The sequence below is a fragment of the Ignavibacteriales bacterium genome (genome assembly GCA_016214905.1).
Classification (GTDB): Bacteria; Bacteroidota; Ignavibacteria; order UBA10030; family SZUA-254; genus PNNN01.
In genome coordinates this window covers 471,082-494,097 of sequence record JACRMQ010000007.1, presented here as the reverse complement: position 1 = coordinate 494,097, position 23,016 = coordinate 471,082, and the positions used below count along the sequence as shown (strand labels likewise).

At 40.9% G+C, this 23,016-nt stretch carries 24 protein-coding genes; 4 read left to right on the top strand and 20 right to left on the bottom strand.

The features are described from left to right. Position 1 precedes the first annotated feature (1 nt). Positions 2-472, top strand: coding sequence for a GNAT family N-acetyltransferase (locus HZB59_09325; protein MBI5021625.1), 471 nt, complete (start codon positions 2-4; stop codon positions 470-472). A gap of 25 nt (positions 473-497) precedes the next feature. Here the strand turns inward: HZB59_09325 and HZB59_09320 are convergent, their stop codons facing one another. Further along, complete coding sequence (locus HZB59_09320; protein ID MBI5021624.1) at positions 498-1,382, bottom strand: hypothetical protein; 885 nt, start codon at positions 1,380-1,382, stop codon at positions 498-500. Positions 1,383-1,493: 111 nt separating this feature from the next. Between HZB59_09320 and HZB59_09315 the strand changes: the two genes are divergently transcribed. From HZB59_09315 to HZB59_09305, 3 genes are all read left to right on the top strand, one after another. After that, on the top strand, positions 1,494-2,738 hold the full coding sequence (locus HZB59_09315) for an imidazolonepropionase (GenBank protein MBI5021623.1): 1,245 nt from the start codon (positions 1,494-1,496) through the stop codon (positions 2,736-2,738). 98 nt (positions 2,739-2,836) lie between these two features. Further along, positions 2,837-3,841 (top strand): glutamate formimidoyltransferase, encoded by a 1,005-nt coding sequence (gene ftcD, locus HZB59_09310; GenBank protein ID MBI5021622.1) that lies wholly within the window; start codon positions 2,837-2,839, stop codon positions 3,839-3,841. Between the two features lie 43 nt (positions 3,842-3,884). Next, positions 3,885-4,523, top strand: a complete 639-nt coding sequence (locus HZB59_09305) for a cyclodeaminase/cyclohydrolase family protein (GenBank protein ID MBI5021621.1) — start codon at positions 3,885-3,887, stop codon at positions 4,521-4,523. A gap of 47 nt (positions 4,524-4,570) precedes the next feature. On the opposite strand, the gene HZB59_09300 is transcribed toward HZB59_09305, so the two are convergent. The 19 genes from HZB59_09300 to HZB59_09210 form a co-directional block, all read right to left on the bottom strand. Next, positions 4,571-5,629 (bottom strand): hypothetical protein, encoded by a 1,059-nt coding sequence (locus HZB59_09300; protein ID MBI5021620.1) that lies wholly within the window; start codon positions 5,627-5,629, stop codon positions 4,571-4,573. A gap of 17 nt (positions 5,630-5,646) precedes the next feature. Then, positions 5,647-7,719 carry a hypothetical protein gene (locus HZB59_09295; GenBank protein MBI5021619.1) on the bottom strand — a complete coding sequence of 691 codons (2,073 nt, stop codon included), beginning with the start codon at positions 7,717-7,719 and terminating at the stop codon, positions 5,647-5,649. Positions 7,720-8,165: 446 nt separating this feature from the next. Beyond that, a complete protein-coding gene (locus HZB59_09290) occupies positions 8,166-8,657 on the bottom strand; it encodes a redoxin domain-containing protein (protein ID MBI5021618.1) in 492 nt (163 codons plus the stop codon). Between the two features lie 173 nt (positions 8,658-8,830). Next, positions 8,831-9,535: a 16S rRNA (uracil(1498)-N(3))-methyltransferase gene (locus HZB59_09285; GenBank protein MBI5021617.1), complete on the bottom strand. Its 705-nt coding sequence runs from the start codon at positions 9,533-9,535 to the stop codon at positions 8,831-8,833. A gap of 85 nt (positions 9,536-9,620) precedes the next feature. Further along, complete coding sequence (locus HZB59_09280; GenBank protein MBI5021616.1) at positions 9,621-10,955, bottom strand: BamA/TamA family outer membrane protein; 1,335 nt, start codon at positions 10,953-10,955, stop codon at positions 9,621-9,623. Between the two features lie 10 nt (positions 10,956-10,965). Beyond that, the gene (locus HZB59_09275) at positions 10,966-11,376 is read right to left on the bottom strand and encodes a CoA-binding protein (GenBank protein ID MBI5021615.1); all 411 of its coding nucleotides are present in this window, start codon (positions 11,374-11,376) and stop codon (positions 10,966-10,968) included. Further along, positions 11,351-12,151, bottom strand: a complete 801-nt coding sequence (gene rnc, locus HZB59_09270) for a ribonuclease III (GenBank protein MBI5021614.1) — start codon at positions 12,149-12,151, stop codon at positions 11,351-11,353. Before rnc ends, HZB59_09275 begins: the two co-directional genes overlap by 26 nt. Positions 12,152-12,164: 13 nt before the next feature. Beyond that, positions 12,165-13,427: a beta-ketoacyl-ACP synthase II gene (gene fabF / locus HZB59_09265; GenBank protein MBI5021613.1), complete on the bottom strand. Its 1,263-nt coding sequence runs from the start codon at positions 13,425-13,427 to the stop codon at positions 12,165-12,167. Between the two features lie 72 nt (positions 13,428-13,499). Beyond that, a complete protein-coding gene (locus HZB59_09260) occupies positions 13,500-13,736 on the bottom strand; it encodes an acyl carrier protein (protein MBI5021612.1) in 237 nt (78 codons plus the stop codon). A 58-nt stretch (positions 13,737-13,794) separates the two neighbouring features. Continuing rightward, on the bottom strand, positions 13,795-14,544 hold the full coding sequence (fabG, locus tag HZB59_09255) for a 3-oxoacyl-[acyl-carrier-protein] reductase (protein MBI5021611.1): 750 nt from the start codon (positions 14,542-14,544) through the stop codon (positions 13,795-13,797). A gap of 11 nt (positions 14,545-14,555) precedes the next feature. Further along, complete coding sequence (gene fabD / locus HZB59_09250; protein MBI5021610.1) at positions 14,556-15,467, bottom strand: ACP S-malonyltransferase; 912 nt, start codon at positions 15,465-15,467, stop codon at positions 14,556-14,558. Position 15,468: 1 nt separating this feature from the next. Further along, complete coding sequence (locus tag HZB59_09245) at positions 15,469-16,491, bottom strand: ketoacyl-ACP synthase III (protein ID MBI5021609.1); 1,023 nt, start codon at positions 16,489-16,491, stop codon at positions 15,469-15,471. Beyond that, entirely contained in the window at positions 16,488-17,459 is a 972-nt protein-coding gene (gene plsX, locus HZB59_09240; GenBank protein MBI5021608.1) for a phosphate acyltransferase PlsX, read from the bottom strand. Before plsX ends, HZB59_09245 begins: the two co-directional genes overlap by 4 nt. A 110-nt stretch (positions 17,460-17,569) precedes the next feature. Beyond that, positions 17,570-17,752: a 50S ribosomal protein L32 gene (gene rpmF, locus HZB59_09235; GenBank protein MBI5021607.1), complete on the bottom strand. Its 183-nt coding sequence runs from the start codon at positions 17,750-17,752 to the stop codon at positions 17,570-17,572. A 21-nt stretch (positions 17,753-17,773) separates the two neighbouring features. Beyond that, complete coding sequence (locus HZB59_09230) at positions 17,774-18,301, bottom strand: DUF177 domain-containing protein (GenBank protein MBI5021606.1); 528 nt, start codon at positions 18,299-18,301, stop codon at positions 17,774-17,776. Positions 18,302-18,578: 277 nt separating this feature from the next. Next, positions 18,579-20,861, bottom strand: a complete 2,283-nt coding sequence (locus HZB59_09225) for a hypothetical protein (protein ID MBI5021605.1) — start codon at positions 20,859-20,861, stop codon at positions 18,579-18,581. A gap of 16 nt (positions 20,862-20,877) precedes the next feature. After that, a complete protein-coding gene (locus HZB59_09220; GenBank protein ID MBI5021604.1) occupies positions 20,878-21,357 on the bottom strand; it encodes a 6,7-dimethyl-8-ribityllumazine synthase in 480 nt (159 codons plus the stop codon). Positions 21,358-21,401: 44 nt separating this feature from the next. Next, positions 21,402-22,229 (bottom strand): PHP domain-containing protein, encoded by an 828-nt coding sequence (locus HZB59_09215; protein ID MBI5021603.1) that lies wholly within the window; start codon positions 22,227-22,229, stop codon positions 21,402-21,404. Positions 22,230-22,276: 47 nt separating this feature from the next. Then, positions 22,277-22,948 (bottom strand): Crp/Fnr family transcriptional regulator, encoded by a 672-nt coding sequence (locus tag HZB59_09210; protein MBI5021602.1) that lies wholly within the window; start codon positions 22,946-22,948, stop codon positions 22,277-22,279. Positions 22,949-23,016: the final 68 nt, after the last annotated feature.

The following is a 23,016-nucleotide window of genomic DNA, read 5'->3' as shown; positions in this document are numbered from 1 at the left end:
AATACGGCGGATTAGAAAGGGCGACGAAAATTCTTTTCTATCGCTCATCAATGCACTCGCTGATTACGAAAAACTCAAACGTCCATCACCCGCCGCACGAAAAAGATTGATAAAAGATGGTTTCGGCGAAAAAAAAAGGTTCACGGGATATCTTGCATTCGTAAACAAAAAAGCCGTTGGTTACTCTATCATCTTCGAAACATATTCATCGTTTCTCGCCCTGCCAACTTTATATCTTGAAGATATTTTCATCCTTCCGGAATACCGTTCCCTGGGAATCGGGCGAAAAATGTTCAAAATTTGTTTGAACGAAGCGAAAAGGCGCGGTTGCGGCAGAATGGAATGGGTAGTACTTGACTGGAATAAGCCGGCTATCAATTTTTATGAAAAGATCGGTGCAACTCATCTAAAAGAATGGTATACATTCAGAATTAGCCGTAACAATTTTAATACGATATCGGGTAAACTTTAAAAAAGATCATTTTAATTATTGCATCTCATCTTCCGTATAAACGCTTACTTATAAGATTTGTTAATTCTAAAATCAATTCTTTTTCATTCGGCGCCACATGATCGCTGTGATGAATAATCCATTCTTTTGGTTCCTTAGCACGGGTATATAACGATTGAGATGATGATTTTGGAAAAATAAAATCTGTATCACTGGTAATCATAATAAATAATCTGGGAGAAAATTTATCAATGTAGGTGTTCGGTTCAAAGGGTTCGAGTATGAATGCGGCAATCCATCCGGCAAGCCAATCTGGTATAGCCACACCTAAGCGTTCCGCATTCCATTTAAAAACAGTATATAGATCACCACCCGCCTGAACTACAACGAGGCGACTAATCCGCTTGTCGGTTGCGGCAATGGGGACAGCAGTAAATACGCCGAAGCTGACGGCAATTAAAGTTACATTCGAGGTATCAATAATCGGCAGCGTGAAAAGCCAATCGAGCGCCATGACAATTTCCGATAAATTTTTTAATCCCGCTTCCCGCAGCCTTATCAATGTTGTGATCCCATTCCATCCGGAAAAATCGAGCGAGCTTTTTATTGGAAAATCGATACTGAATAATATCACGCTATCACATCCTTCTATCAAGTCGACAGCATCCCGGCCGGTCTCTATTCCCACCAGCATAAAAGCTAATGGATATTTAGTGCCAGATTTACCTTGCGGACAACGAATTTTCCCGCGCACACTATCATTCTTATCAACATAAAATATGACCTCGGATGTTACTGAAGTCATAGAAGACTCAACCACAAACGTGCGAACATTTTTCAAATTGGTTTTTAATTCATCGAATTGTATTTCGCCGGAGAAAGAATATCCAACCGAAATTCCCGTGAAAAGGAGCGATACGATTCTTAACATGCTACTGATCATAATGGAATATAATGAGAAATTTAAAATTGGAAAAGGAACGGTTTTTCTGTATCTTTCTTCGGAAAAACAGAGGATTATCGTTATAATCGTTGAATATTCATGACTTTAGCACTTATAAATATCAGGCAACTTATAACCGTTTCAGCGCATGGCGGCAGCGTAAAAACCGGTAAGGCAATGCAAGATCTTGGAATAATCGAGAATGGCGCTGTACTGATTGAGAACGATTCAATCCGCTGGTGCGGAAGGATGGAAGAACTCTCGATGAACAGTTTGAGAGACGCGGATGTTCTCGATTGTATGAATCGAATTGTCCTTCCGGGTTTTATCGATCCGCACACTCATCTGGTATTCGCGGGAAGCAGAGAAAACGAATTTGCAATGAGAAGCTCAGGTGTCAGTTATCAGGAAATCGCTTCAAAAGGCGGCGGCATTTTAAGTACGGTCAACAATGTTCGGCAATCCACAAAAAAAGATTTAAAAAAAATAGCGCGAAAATATCTTAATGCGGTATTGCAGCATGGTACTACCACGGTAGAAATAAAAAGCGGATACGGACTTGATGTTGACAATGAAATAAAAATGCTTGAGACAATTACAGAATTAAACGATGAGGAGATGATAACAATCGTCTCCACCTTTTTAGGGGCGCATGCTATTCCCCCTGAATATTCCGGTAAAAAGCAAGAGTATATTCGTTTAATAATCGATAAAATGATTCCCTACATCGGGAAAAAGAAACTGGCATCATTCTGCGACGCATTTTGTGAGAAAGGATATTTTGAATCCGATGATTGCCGATCAATCTTATCGGAAGGAATGAAATTCGGTTTACTCCCAAAACTTCACGCGGATGAATTAACCGCAGGCGGTGGCGCAGAGCTTGCGGCTGAATTAGGCGCTGTTTCCGCCGATCACCTAGAACATATAAGCGATATCGGTATCCGTGCGCTCGCAACAACCGGAGTGACAGCCGTTTTACTTCCGGGTGTTTCGTTGTTTCTTAATCACCGGTACGCCCCGGCCCGCGATATGATCGATCAAGGCGTGGTTGTAGCGCTGGCTACAGATTTCAATCCTGGGTCTTGCATGTCGTACAGCATGCCGATTATGATGACTCTCGCATGCACACAGATGAAAATGTCACCCGAGGAAGCGATTGTTTCTTCAACGCTGAATGCCGCGGCAGCTCTCAATTTATCACATTCAATAGGCAGTATTGAGATCGGCAAGAAAGCCGATATTATCGTTCTCGACATACCGAATTATAAATTTATTCCGTATCACTTCGGTGAGAATCATCTTTGGAGAGTAATCAAGAACGGAGTAGTTTTAGAGTTTTAAAATTTTATTTAATAATTCGGCAAATAAATATCATCGATCTTATTATTTATCAGCATTAAAAACATTTTCAATCTTTGGAATATTTCGACGGAAAATCTATGAATAAACTTGTAGAGTGCGTACCAAATTTCAGTGAAGGACGTGATTCAAAAATTATTGATACCATTTCAGACAGTATTAGCTCGGTTCACAACGTTAAACTGCTCAGTGTAGAACCCGATAAAGATTACAATCGTACTGTGGTTACATTTGTCGGTGAACCGGACGCCGTAAAGGAAGCGGCATTTCGCGCAACGAAAACAGCATCGGAACTGATTGACATGACGAAACACAAAGGTGAACATCCAAGGATGGGCGCAACCGATGTAGTCCCCTTCATACCGATAAGCGGAGTAACGATGAATGATTGCGTAAAACTTTCGCACGAATTCGGAAAACGTGTTGCCGAAGAATTGCATATCCCGATTTATCTGTATGAAGAAGCGGCACAGACTGTTGAGCGAAGAAATCTTGCCACTATAAGGAAGGGAGAATACGAGGGATTTTCATCGAAGATATCAGATCCGCAATGGAAACCCGATTACGGTGCTGCAGTCTTCAATCCAAAATCCGGTGCAACGGTAACCGGTGCGCGCGTTTTCCTGATCGCTTACAATGTTAATCTCACAACAAACAGTAAAGATATAGCTCATGAGATTGCATTACGAATCAGAGAAAGCGGCAGAACACTGAAGAAAGAAAATGGAGAAAGCGTTAAGATCCCGGGATCATTAAAAGCAGTCAAGGCAATGGGTGTAATGCTTGAGCGTTTCGATATAGCTCAGGTATCAATCAATCTGAACAATTTCAACATCACCCCGCCTCATGTGGCATTCGAAGAGGTTCGAAAAGAAGCTCAGAAATTGGGAATGAATGTAACCGGGAGTGAAGTTGTTGGACTGATTCCCAAAGAGGCTCTTTTAATAGCAGGAAAATTTTACACTCCAAATCATTTTTCAAATATCAAAGAAGAAGAATATATCGCGCGCGCTATTGAAGCGCTCGGATTAAGTCAACTTGAACGTTTCGATCCGAAGAAAAAAATTATAGAATATATGATATAATATCATCCATAAATTTTACAGGATAATTAACAGGAGAACAATAATGCTGACCGAAAAAACAGTTGTGAAATTTTTAGACGAACTTGCATCCAATTCACCGGCACCGGGCGGAGGCAGTGTTGCCGCACTTGGCGGCGCACTTGGCGCTGCGCTTACATCTATGGTTGCAAACCTCACAATCGGCAAGAAAAAATATCAAGATGTTGAAGCCGAGATGATCTCGCTACGATCAAAAACAGAAGAATTAAGAAAAGCATTTACCGTTATCATCGATCAGGACACAGATGCATTCAATAAAGTAATGGAAGCATTCGGTCTTCCGAAAGAGTCCGACGATCAAAAAGCATTGCGATCTGCCGCCATACAGGAAGCGACAAAGGAAGCAACGTTGGTTCCGTTACGGGTTATGAAATTAGTGGTAGATGCTTTGGCTCTAGCAAAAGTTGTTGCAGATAAAGGAAATGTAAATTCGGCAAGCGATGCCGGAGTAGCGGCTTTGATGCTACATGCCGGCGCGGAAAGTGCGGCGCTGAATGTTTACATCAATCTCAACGGCATTAACGATCAGGAATTCGTTGGGTGGCACACGGATGAAGTTGCAACTTTACAAAGAACGTGCAAAATGAAAACCGATGAGATACTTGCGATAGTTAACGGAAAAGTTATTAAAAAACAATCATAAATCTCGGAAAGTAATTATATTCAAAGGCGGGTTAATGCTCGCCTTTTTTATTTTAATATTCCAGCTTCATTGAACTCTGCAACACCGTTTGTCGTTCCGATCCAAAGATTTCCTTTTTTATCAACTGCCAACGATGTTATTATGTCGCTCGGAAGTTCAGAATTTATTGTATTCCACCTTTGCCACTTTGAACCGGTGTATTTTGCCAAACCGTTATTCGTTCCGAACCAGATGTTGTTGTTTTGATCGTGTGCCACCGCATTCACTATAAAATTGGGTAACCCGCCTCCTTTTGCGGAATCGGCAAACTGTTTCCATTCAGTTGTTTGTGAATTAAATTGATACGCCCAATCACCGTATGTGCCAAACCAAACATATTTTCCGTAAGTAAATACTGTAGATAAAATCGGCAACGGTAAATCATTCGGTGCGAAATAATTCCAATCGATATCAACATCGTATCTAATCACACCGAGTGAATATGTACCGAACCAAACCGTTCCATCATGTGGACTAATTCCAATTGACTGGATCGGCTCGTCCGGAATCAGACTGTTTTCGGAGTTATACTGATACCATCTATCTTCGCTTTGTATGTTAGGCGCGGGTTTACAACGACTCACACCGCTTGCAGTCCCAACCCAAATATCTCCAGCGTCGTCTGTCTTTATCGAATAAATTATATCAGAGGTCAGATCGGGGGTTCTGTACTCTTTCCAGATATTACTTTGGCCAACCATACGCCGTCGTATACCACCACCCGCCAAGCCATACCAAATGCTTCCGTCTTTTCCAACAGCAATTGCATTTACCGCCCTACTACGACCTCTAGCTGTATTATATTCAAGCTGAGATGTAACATTTTCCCATGTTTCACTTAGTAATCTGTTAGCACCGTTATTAGTGCTAAACCATTTTCCGCCCGAGGCATCAATGTAAATCGAATTAATTTTATTATCGACAAGTAGACTGTTCGATTTATTGAATATCTTCCATGGAATATCACGCTGCGGAGCGGTTGGGATTGGGGCTTTGTTACAATCGAGTGAAAAAATTGCTATTGTAACAATAATCAAAATCAACAAAATATTTTTAAATGAGAACATACCTTTATAAAAATCAATTATCTTACAATAACAAACTTACCTGTTTGAGTTCCGTAATCCGATTCAACAGTAAAAACATAAACACCACTTGCAATTGTGCGGTTGCTCTCGCTCAACAAATCCCAGTCAAGTTCACCCTGCGATTCACTCTCGTGCCGCAGTGTAGCTATCATATCTCCGCTTAATGAAAATATGCGGATAAGACATTTAGACGGCAGATGAATAAACTTAATCAACCTTTTGTTTTCACTCCAAGTCTTTGCTCTTCCTTCATATCCACCCATCTCGTATGAATAATCCTGATCGACGCGGTACGGATTGGGAACAACAAGAACTTTATTTAATTCGTGCGACACAGAGAACGGCATCTTCACTCTTTTTCTCGATGCTAAAACAGATGATTCTAAACTCGGAGTCGATAACGTGTCTACTTTTAACATCCCATCTCTATCCATGTATCTCATTACATGTTGATCGGGTATACCGTACGATGTAACACTGTACCAATAAGCTTTTCCGGTTGTTAAATTTTCATCTACAAAGGTTGTTTCTATGCCTGTGTCATATCCGTATTGGGGACCAACCGAATCTATTTTATCCCATTGCCTGAGTATTACAAAACTGTTTTTTGTCCCGGCGGGATCGTCGCTTCTATAAAGGCGGTATCCTTCAAACACTCTTCCACCTTTTGTATGTCCTTCCGGTGGATTGGATCTGCGCCAGTGATCTTCAGGGAAAATATTAACTAACGCGTTCGCATTATCCCACGATTCTTCAGGATTTACACCGACACCTTTATAACCCCAGTTAAGAATAGTGGATCTGTAACCTGTTTCTATTGATATTTTTGGGGACGATGGAACATAAAACGGATAGAAATTACGGGCATATAATGTTTGTGCAACTTTAGCATTATCGTATAAGTTATCTGGATTGTATCGGAGCGATTTCCCTCCGACTATTGCAAAAGATAAATTAAGCGTATCTCCTTTATCCCAATCGTTAATTGGACCGCATGATACAACAACTTCCGGTGTGTTAGTTGCCTGTGAGATCAGCATATCGGGACGATAATTTGGAAGACCGGCGGGATATGAACCTCTAAGTAAATCATATCTAAGACAGTCAAAAGATGCACCAGAAGGACGATATTCTTCGTTGGTCAACCACCTGAAATATAAATTTAAACTATCCAACTGTTTGGGAAGTTCAAGTACCGTTACGCCAAATGGAGATGCAACTCTTTCAATTGGGTTATGAGCATATGCTGTCATAAGTTCGTGCCAATAACCAATACAGTTCTTATTCTTATTGTCATCATTCCAAATAGTTATATCCGGGACAAAATCAAAACCTATATAAACATCTTTTAGTGGAAATTTCCCAAGGTTTATTATTTTGTACTCAAAGATAATAATCGGTTCATGCACTTTTTGAATCCACGCATAAGAAGATTGGATCACTTTTATACCAAGCGGACGGTGATACCGATTTTTTAGCATGGGAGATGTATCTGTGTATGCACAATAATAATCGCTTTCCGACACTGCACCATAATCTTCGTCTATTTTACCGTCAACGTCGTTATCAATTCCGTCTAACGGATCTTCATCTATTTTACCGTCGTTATCGTCGTCGTCTCCCCGTTTGTTCGGTTCGCCATTTAATAATGTTGATGTATTCCACCACGGTTTTATTGTGTCAATTGGAAATGTTTCATTCGGATTTACAGGACCTGGGTAATAGATATCGGGATTATTTGTAGTTGTTACCAATTTAGCATATTGGTGTACTCCATATTTTCCTGTATCCACTATAGCGCCAATCCAAATTCCACCAGTAACAAGATGATTAAATGGTGAACCTGGCGGGTATTCTAAACCAACAAATGTACTAACAGATTGATCGCTTGCAGCCATTCCAGCATTCCATCCAAGGTTACCTTGATCGCTCATCCAAAGCTTCATACCGAAACCTTGTTGAACAGGGGTGTAATGTGTGTATTGCGCAATAAGTAATAATTGTGAAGTTAAAACAGAAAGAATTGAAAAAATTATATATCGATAATTTATCAGCATGATGTATTGCATTTTTATAAATTAGATATTACAGGGATATTAAAAAATATCCCTGTAACGCAACATTCTTACCTTATTTGGATTACCTTGACCAACATGGTTGATGATCACAACAAAACTCTAAACACTTCATCTGAATACCACCATACATACAAGGGAACTTGTCTTGTATTGAACTTAAACATGTTGGATCACCATTACATATACTAGTCCCTGTTCCACACTGACAATACCCCAAACAATTAGGATATGTAGTAGCGTAAGCAGTGCCATTTAATAATTGGACTGCTGCCAATATTATTATAGCAACTGCTATAATATGAACAATAAGAAGTTTTTTCATAAAAGACTCCAGATATTAATTGTTGAATCAGTCAATTAAGTTTCGCCTTATCGGCGTTTATCAAATTAATAATTTCGTTCGTTGTGCTGTCTGTGAATGCGCCAACCCATACATTCTAAACAACACCTTTTTCATTGACAAGAATCGTAGCAGGCACACCTCCTATTTTATAATTTTTCTTAAAAGTTGTATCTGTAACCGAGCAGAGATAAAATTTTACATCTTTAGTTTCCAAATAATTATTAGTTTTTTGAATATCGTCAGTCGATATGCCGAATATATTTACATTATCGGGTCTCTGCTCAGTTATCTTATTCCAATTAGGCAGATTTCTTAGACAATATGGGCAAGATGTTGAAAGTATAAAGAAAAGATGTTTTGAAGAATAATCTTCGTATTTATATTCTTTAAATTCGCCGCCGAGTGTTTGCACCCCAAAAGATTTGACTGTGTCACCTGCACGGAGCGGGTCAATATTTGGCTGAGTGAGAGAACGAAGCGTGTTTTTTAATTGATTGTTTTGAATTGTTAAAAGCGTTACTTCCGCGCTCAGCATAATAATAATAATGATACTTCCGAAATAAAATAATTTTTTCTTATCCCTCATAAGACCCAGCCAAAAAATTGTTTTTAAATAAGAACCCTTTAACCTGAAAAACTTTAAATACCGCCAAATATTAAAATTTTACTGGTTTCACCCAGGATGATATGGCAATGTAAATAATCATTTCGAGAATGTCAACAATTTCTTACTCCTCATTTAGCTCAGGATACGAAAACTTAACCAATCAATTTTGCCGTCGCAACAATCGCCGCTGTTTCTGTCCGCAATCTGCGCTCACCTAAATATAAAACGGAGTAACCTGCTTTCTCAGCGAGTAATACTTCATCATCGCTAAATCCCCCTTCCGGTCCAATCAATACGATTGCAGATTTTGCATTTGTCAATTTAACATCATTCGATTTTATTTTTACAAGCGGATTTTCGTGAGCGATTAATTTTACAGCATCACTATCTTTTTGATTGAGAAGATTATCCAGATTGGTGAGCTCTTTTACAATTGGCAAGAAAGAACGCCCGCATTGTTTCATAGCGGCAAGAGCGAGTTTTTGCCAGCGATCTATTTTTGCGTGCGAAGGAATAGTACGTTCAGTTATTAAGGGAATAATTTGTCTCACTCCTAACTCTGTCGCTTTTTCCACTAAAAAATCGAATTTTGAAGGATTTTTGAGAATCCCTACCGCAATGGTTACGTCAATAGCTTGTTCGTTATGCTGTTGATATTTTTGTAATATCACTCCGTGGGCTGTCTTCTTTTTTATATCGGTAAGCCGAACATCGTATGCAGTTCCAAGTCCATCAACAACTCTGATTGTATCATTGGCAGTCTTACGCATTACGTGTGTAAGGTGAGCATATTCATCGCCATCAATAATAACTTCTCTGGCAGAGATGTTTTGGGGAGGGGAATAGAAATAATCCATAATTCAAGTCAAAATTAAAAAGTATAAATTAAAAATGAAAATGGAGATTAATTATTGAAAGAATATACTCACTATTGATCTTGTATCAAAATGAGGAACCGAGATCGAAAATGAATTCACCCCGGCGCGATTCATTCCATGCATAATCGGCTCGCAAGATCATACTGTACGGAAGCAAGAAATGCAAACCAATACCATAGCCGCGTTTAAAATTATTCAGCGCAAATCGTTTACCGCGAAACCAAACCGTTCCCGCATCGCCGAACGCAGCGGCAACCATTCCGAATTTAAGTATACTGAATTCAGACGGGAGAAATTTCATCTGAATAAATACCGGCTCGAACAATTGATAATGCAGTTCGGTGGAAAGTCCAAAAAGATTTTCTCCTTCGGTAACTTCCTTAAAATGTCCTCTGATACGTTCGGTATATCCGAAGTAAACACGGTTATAACTTGGTGTGCTGCTACCCGCAACAAAATTGGTGAACAACCGGCCGCTGATGCTGAAATTAGATCGAAGCGGTATAAATTGCCGAAGATCGGTTGCGTATCTCACCAGATCTAAATCCGAGGAAGGCAGTCCGAATTTTGTAACTGCAAAACGCGTGAACGTACCGCTCGACGGGTATTCAATGAGATCGCGTGTATCGTATGTATAACTTGCGCCTAGAAACGGAAACCGATCTATCCCTTTTTCAGAGATCGTTCTTCCCTGTTTAAATTCAGAAACACCGACATATTCAAATCCCCCGGTTAACCAAAGCATGTGGTGAACTCCGAAGCGTTTACCCAATCCGAGTGTTGTATAGATATGCTGCTCGGTAAAATTATTTCCGGCAAGTTGCGCCGAGACACTTTTGTTTTTGATTTTACTGTAAGCGATTTTCGCGTCGAGCGAATATGAACCATCGCCGCTTAAAAAAGGATTGCGATACCATATTTCTCCGGAAGGATCGTATCCGAGAACAAACATCGCATATAATTTTTCGTTCCTTCCCCGAAAGTTCGAATGCAAAAGTCCGGCACCGTAATATAGTTTTTTCCAATCTCTGTCTTTTATGCCGATTACCGGAAATGGAAAAACAAACCAGCGCTCGCTTACTTCGATAATCAGATTGGCTTTGTTATCAGTTGTCGGTTGAACATAAATAGATACCTGATTGAATAAACCGAGACTGTATATCCGGCTTTGATCGTATTGAAGCAACTCCTTTACGATTACAGAACCTGGCTGTAACGACATTTCACGCTTGATGACAAAATCTTTCGTTGAGGTATTCCCGACGATCATAATGGAATCCACGACAAAAACCGAATCTATCAATCCCGATGATGAATCTTGAACCGAAACCGATGGTTTCGCGTTCAAGGGAAGAAATAAATACGGAAGAACGAAAAGAAAACAAAAAATAATTTTCACGGCGGAAGGTTTATTTCTGCATAAGAACTTGGTATTCAACTTTTATGCATTTGTTCATGATTACATTTATCCCTGCCCGTTCAGCAATAGACGCAGCTTCTTCATTAAAAACTCCCATCTGCATCCATACAGTTGGTGCTCCGATTAACATCGCATCCTGAACAATCGATAGAACTTCATCTGAACGGCGGAAGATATCGACTATATCAACTGGTTCTTCCAATTGACGAAGATCAGGGAAACATTTTTTTCCTAAAACTTCGGTGTATGCGGGATTAACAGGTATAACATTATACCCGGCTTCCATCAGGAATTTCATTATATGATAACTGTCGCGCGTTGGTTTATCGGATGCGCCGACTAATGCGATAGTTTTTGCGTTCCGTAGAATATTTTCAATTATCGAATTTTGGAGATTCATCATCAGTCCGCCTTTCGTTAAGTAAAAGATTTTTAAGCGCGTTAGCCGCGGCATCCTGTTCGGCTGCTTTTTTATTTTTTCCAGATCCCACACCGTAAGAATTTTTTCCTATGAACACTTCCACGGTAAATAGCCGATCGTGATCGGGTCCGGATTCGGTGACTGTAACGTACCGTGGATTTCCAAGTGCCACACTTTGAGCCTGCTCGAGTAATTGACTTTTAAAATTTTCATCTTCAAGCTTTATCAATTTTTTTTCAAATGAAGTCGTTAAGCAGCGATGAATAAATTTTTCCGCGTTATGAAAACCGCCATCGAGATAAATTGCGGCGATTATAGCTTCGAAAGCATCTGAAAGTATAGTTTCCATACCTCTAACCGAGACCTGGAGCGCGCTGGGACTGAGAAGCAGGAATTTCGGCAAATCTATTTCTCTTGCGAGAATGCTTAATGCGTTACGGTTAACGAGCCGTGATCTGATTTTTGTGAGATCTCCCTCTTCGGCTTCAGGATGTTTATTGAAAAGATACTCTCCGACAACGAGATTCAAAACAGAGTCACCCAAAAACTCTAATCGCTCGTTTGTCGGTAAATCTTCTTTTCCGTTGACTTGTAAGTAGGAACGATGGGACAATGCTTCGGTGAAATAATCTTTATTACGAATTGAATATCCGAGAATTTTTTCCAATTCAGAATAATTTATTATCTCCGAGGTCGATTTAGCGGCGCCTCTGCTTTTGAATAAACCAGAAAGAAATCGGCGCAAGACTTCCATTTTAAAGAATAATCTATTGGCGGTATTTTTTAAACAACAATGTAGCATTATGCCCGCCGAATCCGAAAGTATTACTTATGGCTACATTGATTTCTTTTTTTATAAATTTATTCGGAACGTAATTTAAATCGCATTCCGGATCGGGATATTCGTAATTGATTGTCGGCGGAATAGTATCGTTCACCATCGCCATTATCGTAACGATTGCTTCGATGGCGCCTGCCGCTCCGAGAAGATGACCCGTCATCGATTTTGTTGAACTGACAAACAATTTGTACGCATGATCTCCGAACACGGTTTTTATCGCCTGCGTTTCAGATTTGTCGTTAAACTCCGTTGATGTTCCATGCGCGTTAATGTACTCGACATCTTCGGGTTGAACACCTGCATCCTGAAGTGATAAGCGCATAGAACGGACAGCGCCTTCGCCACCCGGTGCCGGAGCTGTAATATGATGCGCATCGGCTGTAAGCCCTACGCCACCAACTTCGGCATAAATCCTTGCGTTCCGTTTGAGAGCGTGTTCCAATTCTTCAAGAATCAGAATGCCTGCTCCCTCGCCCATGATAAAACCATTCCGTTGAGCATCGAATGGGCGACTCGCTTTTTCAGGGGCATCGTTTCGGGTTGACAATGCTTTCATTGCATTGAAACCGCCGATCCCCATCGGTGTGATTGCTGCTTCGGAGCCACCGGTTACCATAACATCCGCATTCCCCCGCTGAATAAGCATGAATGCATCCGCGATGGCGTGCGATGCTGTTGCGCAAGCTGAAGTTGTTGCGTAGTTGGGACCACGGAGTTTGTACCGCATCGATATATGACCGGCGGCGATATCGGCAATCATCATAGGAACAAAGAAAGGACTTATTCTTTGTGGTCCACCTCCATGATAATAAACTTCCATCTGCTGATGCCAAGTCAACATACCGCCAATCCCGGAACCGAACACTACACCAATTCTATCACGATCGGTTTTTTCGAGATCAAGCCCCGAATCCTTTATCGCCATCCCGGCACAAGCCATACCGTAACGGGCGAACGGATCCATCCGGTTAACTTCCTTACGTTCGAGGTAGTTTAACGGATCGAAACCTTTCAACTCGGCGGCTATCTTCGTATCGTACTGGGCAGAATCAAAATATGTAATCATACCGACTCCACTTTTGGCTTCCATAGCGTTTTTCCAAAATTCTGCCACGGTTAAACCTATCGGGGTTACGGCACCCATCCCGGTAACAACTACTCTGCGTTGCTTATTGTTATTTCCATTCATATACGCTCCGTATAATGATTTATTATTCGGAAATGATATTCCGAATCAGCAATCTTATATTGCGATAATCAATTACTTCGCTTTCGCTGAAATGTAATTTATTGCGTCTCCGACAGTTGAAATTTTTTCAGCATCTTCGTCCGGTATTTGAAGATTGAATGCCTTTTCGAATTCCATCACTAATTCGACAGTGTCGAGAGAGTCTGCTCCAAGATCGTTCGTGAACGATGCAGCAGGCGTTACTTGTGTTGCTTCTACGCCTAACTTGTTCATGATAATCTCTTTCACTTTTGCTTCTACATCTGCCATGTGAATTACTCCTTTTATTGTTAATGATTGTTGATATTATTACTTATAAGATACTTATTTAACGCATAAACATTCCGCCGTCAATTCCGATAACCTGCCCTGTAATATAACCAGAATTTTCCGAAGCCAAAAAAAGAACCAGAGCGGCTATATCTTCAGGTTTACCGAACCGCCGCAGCGGTATTACACTCATATAATTTTCCCTGACTTTTTCATCCAGTTTTAGTGTCATCTGGGTTTCAATAAATCCGGGTGCGATAGCATTACATGTAATATTGCGAGAAGCTAATTCTTTTGCAACTGATTTGGTAAGCGCAACTAATCCGCCTTTAGAGGCAGAATAGTTAACCTGACCGGCATTTCCCATCAATCCGACCACGGACGCCATATTTATGATTCGTCCGTACCTTTGGCGTATCATGATCTGACTGGCTGCTTTGGTTAATAAAAACGGGCCTTTCAGGTTCACATCCAGCACTAGGTCCCAGTCTTTCTCATCCATCCGCATCATTAATGTATCACGAGTAATGCCAGCGTTGTTCACCAGAATATCTATTTTCTTGAACGTTTCGATGCTGAGATTGATGAGCTTTGTAACATCTTCAGCGTTAGCAACATTACAGACAACGCCTAACGATTTACGACCGACGTTTTCAATTTCTTTTTTTGTCAATTCAATACCTTCGGCATTCATATCCGCGATAACAACATCGGCACCGGCTTTTGCTAATTCTAACGCGATCGATTTTCCGATTCCCTGCGCACCGCCTGTAACGATTGCAACTCTATTTTCTAATGTAAATGTCATTTTCTATTCTTTCATTCTTTTCCAATATCGTCTAACTTATCAACACCCTTAACATCAATATTCGGGGCAATCCGTTTTACCAATCCTTGTAATACTTTTCCGGGACCAATCTCGATAAATTTTTCAGCGCCATCTTTGATCATATTAGAAATTGATTCTTGCCAGCGAACCGCACTTGTGAGCTGTTCACCCAACATCTTACGAATTTCTACCGATGATCGGACCGGTTGCGCGGTAACGTTAGTGTAAACCGGAATTTGTGCATCCTCAATATTCGTTTCTTGTAATGCAGCCATCAATCCTTCGCGCGCGCTTTGCATGAGCGGAGAATGGAATGCTCCGCTGACAACCAATTCTTTTGCCATCTTTGCACCATTTTCTTTCGATAATTCCACGGCTTTTTGCACACCACCTATTGAACCGCTTATTACTATTTGTCCCGGAGAATTAAAATTGGCGCATTGTACTATGCCTGCAACGGATGCATGTGTACAGATATTGGCAACTGTATCTGGTTCTAACCCCACAATCGCAGCCATAGTTCCCTTATTTTCTATCCCTGCTTTCTGCATAAGTTCACCGCGCAGCCGAACAAGTCTTAATCCATCTTCGAAACTCAGTGAACCTGCCGCCACTAAAGCGCTATATTCACCAAGGGAATGACCGGCAACCATCGAAATATTTTGATTCCCGATCAAATGAAATAAAACCATACTATGAAGAAATATGGCCGGTTGAGTATTCATTGTTTGGCGCAAGACTTCTTCGGGACCTTCAAAACAAATATCGCTAAGACCGATACCTAAAATTTTATCGGCTGTTTTGAAAATTGCTTTCGCACTTTCATTCTTCTCAAACAAATCTTTTCCCATTCCCACATATTGAGAACCTTGACCGGGAAATATATATGCAATTTTCAACATATTAATTTTTTGGAGGATCGATTGTCCACTTTAAAAGGGTTGCACCCCAGGTATATCCGGCTCCGAAGCTAGCGAGCACAATTGTGCTGCCACGTTTTAATTTTCCGGCTTGCCACCACTCGGATAAACAAAGCGGAATTGTTGCCGCAGTTGTATTACCGTATTTGTCTATATTGATCATGACTTTTGATGGATCGAGTCCCATGCGTTCACGGGTTGCATCGATTATCCTGAGATTCGCCTGATGCGGTACTAAATAATCAACATCTTCGCTTTTAAGTTTGTTACGCTCCATAATTTCGGCAGAAACATCTGCCATTCCCATCACGGCAACTTTGAATACCGCTTTTCCATCCTGATATATATAATGCCATTTTTTGTCTACAGTCTCGTGAGATGGCGGATTTAAACTGCCACCACCTTTCATATGTAAATATTTCGCGCCCGATCCATCGCAATACATTTTATTATCGATTATACCCAATGATGGATCCTCGCTTGGTTCAAGCAGAACTGCCGCTGCCGCATCGCCAAAAAGAACACATGTGTTCCGATCGGTGTAATCGGTTATTGAACTCATTTTATCCGAGCCGACTACAATTACCTTTTTGTGAGCACCAGTTTCAATAAATTGAGAACCAACAGAAAGCGCATAAAGAAAACCTGAACATGCCGCCGAGACATCGAATCCCCACGCATTCTTCGCTCCGACTTTATCTTGAATCAGACATGATGTTGGTGGAAAAAACATATCAGGTGTTACCGTTGCTGTGATAATGAGCTCAATTTCCTCCGCCGAAATTCCGCGCCGACTCAAAACCTGTTCAACCGCTTTGGCTGCCATATCGGAGGTTGCACCGTTTTCCAAAATCCGACGTTCACGAATTCCTGTACGAGTAAATATCCATTCGTCGGTTGTATCTACCATTTTTTCGAAATCTTTATTCGACAATATTTTCTCAGGAACGTAATGTCCAACAGCGGTGATTGCCGTTCGTATTTTTTTCGTTTGCTCTGAACTCATTGTTTAATTGCTTCCTGAATCCGGTTATTGATTCTTTTTCGCGCTATTTCTTCGGCTCGGAAAATCATATTCCTTATCGCTTTCGGCGTCGATTTGCCATGACCGATGATAGTCACGCCGTTTACACCAAGCACCGGTACGCCGCCAAATTCTTCATAATCCATACTCTTGAATGCTTTACGCAATGTGCTGCGTAGAACTAACCCTGAAAGTTTGAATAAAATATTTTCCTGAATTACTTTTTTAATTTGATGTTTGAAAAAAGTCGGGATGCTTTCTCCGAACTTTAAAATTACATTCCCAACAAATCCGTCGCAAACAATAACGTCAGCTTCGCCCGAAAGAATGTCGCGTCCCTCAACATTTCCGATAAAATTTAATTGAGACTGTTTTAAAAGTTTATTCGCTTCCTTTACAGCTTCGTTCCCCTTTGTTTCCTCTTCACCAATATTCAGCAATGCGATCTTGGGTTTTTCTATTCCAAACATCTCTTTAGTATAGATGCTTCCCATAAGAGCGAATTCATAAAGATGGTGCGGTTTACAATCAACGTTTGCCCCCGCATCTAGCAAAAGACAAACCCCTTTAACCGTTGGAAAAAATGTTCCAATTGTTGGTCGGCTGATACCTTCAATTCTTCCGAGTATAAGTGTTGCAGTAGACATAACAGCGCCGGAATGGCCTGCACTAACAAAAGCATCAACCTTTCCGTCTTTATGAAGTGTCATACCTATACTAATAGATGAATCGCGTTTTTGTTTGACACCTGCAGTTGCAGCGTCGTGCATATCAATGACCTGTGTTGCTTCGGCGAATGTGAACCTAGCTTGTCCGGTTGATATCTGTTTTAATTCGTCGCGAAGTTTTTCTTCCGGTCCTACGAGGGTAACCTCGAATCGGTTAGATGCCATTTCAAGAGCTTCAACGGCGCCGAGTAAAACATTTCGAGGTGCAAAATCACCACCCATTGCGTCGAGCGCAATCCGTATGTGAGAATTTTCAGCGTTCAATGAACTATCTCGCGGCTACAGTTGATAATGCTGCGTTATTTGAGAAAAGTGAAAATCGTTTAAACGATTTAAGATTCTTTCGGTACAACAATAGAACGTCCGTTATATTGTCCGCAATTTGGACAAGCACGGTGGAGCAGTTTTTGTTCGTGACAGTTCGAGCATTCGCCGTACGATGGTTTTGTTGCCTTATAATGCGTCCGGCGTTTCGCACCGCGAGTTTTCGAATGTCGTCTTTTTGGATTTGGCATTTTATTATTTCCTTTTTATGTTCACTTATGTAATAGATTCTTCAGACCTTGCCACCGCGGATCTACTTCTTCATTTTGGCACCTGCAAGATACACGATTCTGGTTTGCACCGCATCGCGGGCATAATCCCTTACAATCTTCCGAGCATAGTAACTTGAGCGGGATAGAGAGCGTTATTAATTGTCGAATATCTTCAGTCAGATCTAACGAAACAGTGTCGGGACTTATGATTTGCAACTCATCCGGAGGAAATGCTCCGCCATCTTTTTCGTTGTAGACGTAACATATTTTACATCCAACATCAACAGGTTCGCGAAATTCTTCCAGACAGCGGTCACATTGAAAATATCCGACTGTTTTTATATCTGCTTTTAAATATATCTGATGGGGCGATTTATCAAGCACCGCACTAATCGAGACGTTTTCCCTAAATTGTTCCGTTAGATTTAATTCGTTTGGCTCTACGGTGAATTGAAAATCATGAACGTTGTTCGAGAGACCGGAGATTCGAATTGAAACTGCTTCATTCTTTCTACTTTTTCCATGCATATCAACCTCGTCTCTGAAAAATTCGTCAAATCGCGCCATTTTTCTTAAAAAGCAATTTAAATATAGAAAATAATCAATCGATAGTCAAGGTTATATTTCAACGTAAAAAAGTCCAAAATACAATTTTTACGCCACTCCCAATTTATATTAGAGAAAATCAACTCTCCAGTAACTTCTTAAATTTTACACTCAGTACTAAATATATATGTCCTGATTATTTTCTCAACCGTTCAGGCAGGAATTAAAGAGGTTAGTTTTAGATGAGTAAACGATAATTTTATCTGTGCAAAACCGCCAACTTACCAATCGCTGTCTTTGTTCCATCCTCACCGTATGAAATTACAAGATAAACACCTGTTGCAACCGGTTCACCCGATTCATTAGTCCCATCCCAAAAGCCAACACGTCCGCATGGACATGAAACATTCTTAACCAGATCACCGCTGATCGTTAATATTTTAATGGAAGATGCATAGATCAACCCGTCTACCGTAAGAGGAGTTGTTGAAGGAACAATAAACGGATTCGGTTTAAAAACTAATTCATCAAACGCAGCTTTTGGTGCTAAATACGGTGTTGACAGCGTTGAAAGACCTTTCTCGGTACCAAGGTACATAGTACCGGTAGATTTATTCCACGCAATTGATGTAATATCGTTATCCAATAGTTTCCGATCAGTGTTCTCTGTTGTGTATCTTTCGAGTATCGATGTTCCATCGGGTGATAAAACAAAAACTCCTTGTTTTGTTGCCACCCATTTATTGTTGCATGCATCGACTAAAATTGCCTGAATAATTTGCTCACGCAATGGATGATAGGTTGCAACAGTTCGAATGGGATCTGCGGGATTGAAGACAATTGTAATCCCCTGATCCGAGCCGATCCATAATTCACCGTTATTATCAACAGCAAGAGACCATACCTGGTAACTTGTCAAACCGTCATCGGATGTCATTCTACCCCACCCCGAGGAAATCCCGGGAGCTACACTTTTATCGTTGTAATAGAACAATCCTTGAGCTATTTCATGATCGAATCGGCTGGTGTTCGCAAACCATTTGGTATCATTTTGATCAATCACAATATCGATGAAAATTGTTAACGGACTTCGCATACTCCGTTTAACATGATAATCCAGCGTCGAATCGGCTTTCAATAAAACAACCGCGGTACTATCGGGAGCTGTTCTGTTTGTAATCCAAGTTGTTCCTCGTTGATCAACAGCAACACCGCCTACGACTATATATTGCAAATTATTATCTAACGTAGGTGGGAGTCCGTTTGTAGTGTTAAAAGTTTTTTGCACGCTTCCATTACCGTCAATTACAGTTACACCGCAACCCCAATTACTCATCCATTTCGAATTGTCTTTTCCTAAACTCACTTTATAATAATCGTTGGAACAAAGATTTGAGTCGGTAGCGGCATTATACGACCTCCATTTTAAACCGTCATAACTCATAAATCCCTCGCCGTAGGTTTTCCCTGTTGCTGACCAGAGCGTACCTGATTCGTCGATAACTATACTGACAAAGTTATTTGTAAACGGACCCGGCGGTAAAATATTCATCCACATTCTTTCGGGTGATGGAGAAGAATTTCGAATGAGCACACCACTTTTATCAGTGCCGATTATTACTGAAGATTCGATACTTGAAAGTGTAACATAAAATTGAGTATCCCGGAGAACCGCATTATTGTTGAGCACTCTCCATAATTCTTGCGGGGTTATGAAGAAATATTGCACGTCGTTTTCGTCAGCCAATTTATCGACTGTAATATCAAGAATATTTTTATTCTCCGTTCCCGGAACAGTGTTCCAAGAAGAACCGGTCCACCGACTGATTCCATTCGCAGTTGCCGCAATAAGGTTACCAGCGGCTTGCGTAAGATCGTTAATTACGGTTGAAGCTAAACCGTTACTTTGATTGTAAATTCGCCATCCGTCGGGCGCCGAAGGATTCGGATTAGACGAATAAGTGGATGCTATTCCGGTTCGTGTTGCAATCCATATGGTGTCGTTGTAAATCTCCAGACCGGTAACTCCACCGCTAATAACATTCGGAGACGATCCGAACCTTAAAAAAGTGTCACCGAATTCAAGATTTGAGAGGGAGTAAAAGCTTACACCGATATCGGATAGTATAAAAAGTGTGTCACCTTTGATGAGAAATTTATTAATACGCTTGCTGGGCCCGTGATCTTTATCTAAAAAAATATCTGTTATATTAATCCACTCGCCTGTTGATGGTGTGTACCGTTGTATATATCCGTCCGCCCCACCTATCCAAATGTTATCATCCTTATCCAGTGTTATGGCAGTCAGATCTAATGTTCGCAATCCTTCGGTAGGAGTAAATTCGATGTACGAGCTATCGGAAAATCTAAACGAGAACATGCCACCGCTTGTTGCAGCCCAGATAATATCGGAATGCCTGGAAGCGATGGCACGTACTTCACGTTTTGATGTGTAAGATTTCCAATCACCCACCCCGCTGAATAAAGAAGATGAAAAAAAGCCGATGCTCAGAAAACAGAGTAGCAAATAAATTGAGCGCATTATCGGAATAAGATAATTATTTTTTCTTATTCGAAAATTTCTTCTGCAGATCAGCCAGTTCGATGGCGGCAATCGCGGCATCCCATCCTTTGTTTCCAGCTTTTGTTCCTGCGCGCTCAATTGCCTGTTCGAGAGAATCGGTTGTAAGCACGCCGAATACAATAGGTAATTGCTCTTCAAGCGCTACACGATTAATTCCAACACTTACAGTATTGGCAATGTATTCGAAGTGGGGAGTGTCTCCTTGAATAACACATCCGAGGCAAATAATCGCATCGTATTTTCCGCTTTGAGCTACTTTTTGCGCAACCTGCGGAATTTCAAACGCACCGGGGCACAAGATAACATCGACCGATTTCTCCTGCCCACCGTGCCTTACGATACAATCGATTGCCGAATCGAGCAATCGATTTGTGATAAAGTCGTTAAATCTGCTTACGACGATTCCGAATTTAAATTGAGCTGCAGAAAGAGTTCCTTCAATGATGTTTGGCATAATAATACTACTTTAAGTTGAATGAGGATTGATTAAAAATGAATTCAATTTGAAAATAATCTACGGCGCATCATCTCAACGACCGAGGATGGAATAACATATTGGCCGAGCGAGTCTTCATCATTCCGATCTCCGCCGTGGAAATCAGATCCTCCGCTATTTAGAAGACAATATTCATTAACTATTCCCCGGTAATAATAAATCAAGTCGGGAGAATGCGCGGGATGTATAACTTCAATTCCGTCAAGTCCCGCTTTGATGAGACGTATAATTAAATCTTCTTTGACGGAACGGCCCGGATGGGCTAAGAACGATAATCCACCGCACTTCGAAATTAAATTTATAGTTTCTTCAGGCGTAAAATTCCATTTTTGTTCATAAGCCGGTTTACCGTTCCCTATATACTTATTGAACGCTTCATAATATGTTCCCGTATGTCCGCCATTAAAGAGTGCGGTGGCAATATGTGGTCTACCAACGGATTCACCTTCAACTTGATCCATCACGGAATCAATTGTCAATGGAACATTCAATTGATTGAGTTTGCCGACAATGCGCCTGGCTCGGTTGATACGCTCCCGTTGAAAGATTTCGAGCGATTCACCAAGGACTTTACTATGATGATCAATAAAATATCCAAGAACATGAACTTCGGTGCCGTCGAATGTCGCGCTCAATTCAATACCGGGAATAACTTCTATCCCCTTTTTCTTTCCAAGATCAATAGCCTCATCTATGGCAGCAACGCTATCGTGATCGGTTATGCTGATTATTTTTAATCCCGCCCGAGCCGCTCTATCAATCAACTCTTCGGTAGAATATGCACCGTCAGAATATCGTGTGTGTAGATGTAAGTCTGCCTTTACGTCCAAGTAATCCTCCCGGATCTAATTATCTATACAAAGTAATTGTTCGATTCTCACATGAATAAGCTTTTAAATTTTTCGTAATCGCTTATAATGAGTTTATTGCCGCGCATTTCAACAAGACCTTTCTTAATAAAACTATGAACGACTCGTGATATTGTTTCGCGCGATGTTCCCGCCATGTTTGCCAAATCTTGCTGTAAAGGTAGTTCGTCGATTTCCACACGGCCTTTACGGATTGTTCCGATATCGTCTGCAAGCTGAAGAATTACATTTGCGACACGACCAGTTGCGTCTTTCAGCGATAAACTCTTAATCTGTGAATCCGCCTTACGTAATCGAAGCGTCATTTCTTTTAATAATGAAATCGCAACCGACGGAACATCCTGCATCAACCTTAGAAAATCTCTGCGGTGAATCATGAACAGTTCTGTTTTCGTAATTGCAACAACGCTCGCCGAGCGTGACAATCCATCAAGTATCGACATTTCTCCGAAGAAATCGTTCTCTCCCAGAATCGAAAGTATGACTTCTCTTCCTTCATCGTCGGTTCGAACAATTTTCACTTTACCTGAAACTATTACAAAAAGCGCGGCGCCTGTTTCTTCTTCAAGGAGGATTATACTTCCTTTTTTATATTTTTTCCTGACACCTACGCGAACTATTTTCGCTAATTCTGCGGCTTCAATATCCGCAAATACAGGAACATTCCGAATAAATTCCATGGCTTCGCCAAGTTCGGAGGATAGGGGGGGCTGAGGGACACCAGGCATACTTATATGTGTTTCCATTC

What these genes read in the sequence shown, in the direction of transcription:
- HZB59_09320 (MBI5021624.1), bottom strand. Translation starts at nt 1,382, where the DNA reads ATGTTAAGAATCGTATCGCTCCTTTTCACGGGAATTTCGGTTGGATAT.
- HZB59_09315 (MBI5021623.1), top strand. Translation starts at nt 1,494, where the DNA reads ATGACTTTAGCACTTATAAATATCAGGCAACTTATAACCGTTTCAGCG.
- ftcD (MBI5021622.1), top strand. Translation starts at nt 2,837, where the DNA reads ATGAATAAACTTGTAGAGTGCGTACCAAATTTCAGTGAAGGACGTGAT.
- HZB59_09305 (MBI5021621.1), top strand. Translation starts at nt 3,885, where the DNA reads ATGCTGACCGAAAAAACAGTTGTGAAATTTTTAGACGAACTTGCATCC.
- HZB59_09300 (MBI5021620.1), bottom strand. Translation starts at nt 5,629, where the DNA reads ATGTTCTCATTTAAAAATATTTTGTTGATTTTGATTATTGTTACAATA.
- HZB59_09295 (MBI5021619.1), bottom strand. Translation starts at nt 7,719, where the DNA reads ATGCAATACATCATGCTGATAAATTATCGATATATAATTTTTTCAATT.
- HZB59_09290 (MBI5021618.1), bottom strand. Translation starts at nt 8,657, where the DNA reads ATGAGGGATAAGAAAAAATTATTTTATTTCGGAAGTATCATTATTATT.
- HZB59_09285 (MBI5021617.1), bottom strand. Translation starts at nt 9,535, where the DNA reads ATGGATTATTTCTATTCCCCTCCCCAAAACATCTCTGCCAGAGAAGTT.
- HZB59_09275 (MBI5021615.1), bottom strand. Translation starts at nt 11,376, where the DNA reads ATGAATCTCCAAAATTCGATAATTGAAAATATTCTACGGAACGCAAAA.
- rnc (MBI5021614.1), bottom strand. Translation starts at nt 12,151, where the DNA reads ATGGAAGTCTTGCGCCGATTTCTTTCTGGTTTATTCAAAAGCAGAGGC.
- fabF (MBI5021613.1), bottom strand. Translation starts at nt 13,427, where the DNA reads ATGAATGGAAATAACAATAAGCAACGCAGAGTAGTTGTTACCGGGATG.
- HZB59_09260 (MBI5021612.1), bottom strand. Translation starts at nt 13,736, where the DNA reads ATGGCAGATGTAGAAGCAAAAGTGAAAGAGATTATCATGAACAAGTTA.
- fabG (MBI5021611.1), bottom strand. Translation starts at nt 14,544, where the DNA reads ATGACATTTACATTAGAAAATAGAGTTGCAATCGTTACAGGCGGTGCG.
- fabD (MBI5021610.1), bottom strand. Translation starts at nt 15,467, where the DNA reads ATGTTGAAAATTGCATATATATTTCCCGGTCAAGGTTCTCAATATGTG.
- HZB59_09245 (MBI5021609.1), bottom strand. Translation starts at nt 16,491, where the DNA reads ATGAGTTCAGAGCAAACGAAAAAAATACGAACGGCAATCACCGCTGTT.
- plsX (MBI5021608.1), bottom strand. Translation starts at nt 17,459, where the DNA reads ATGGGTGGTGATTTTGCACCTCGAAATGTTTTACTCGGCGCCGTTGAA.
- rpmF (MBI5021607.1), bottom strand. Translation starts at nt 17,752, where the DNA reads ATGCCAAATCCAAAAAGACGACATTCGAAAACTCGCGGTGCGAAACGC.
- HZB59_09230 (MBI5021606.1), bottom strand. Translation starts at nt 18,301, where the DNA reads ATGCATGGAAAAAGTAGAAAGAATGAAGCAGTTTCAATTCGAATCTCC.
- HZB59_09225 (MBI5021605.1), bottom strand. Translation starts at nt 20,861, where the DNA reads ATGCGCTCAATTTATTTGCTACTCTGTTTTCTGAGCATCGGCTTTTTT.
- HZB59_09220 (MBI5021604.1), bottom strand. Translation starts at nt 21,357, where the DNA reads ATGCCAAACATCATTGAAGGAACTCTTTCTGCAGCTCAATTTAAATTC.
- HZB59_09210 (MBI5021602.1), bottom strand. Translation starts at nt 22,948, where the DNA reads ATGGAATTTATTCGGAATGTTCCTGTATTTGCGGATATTGAAGCCGCA.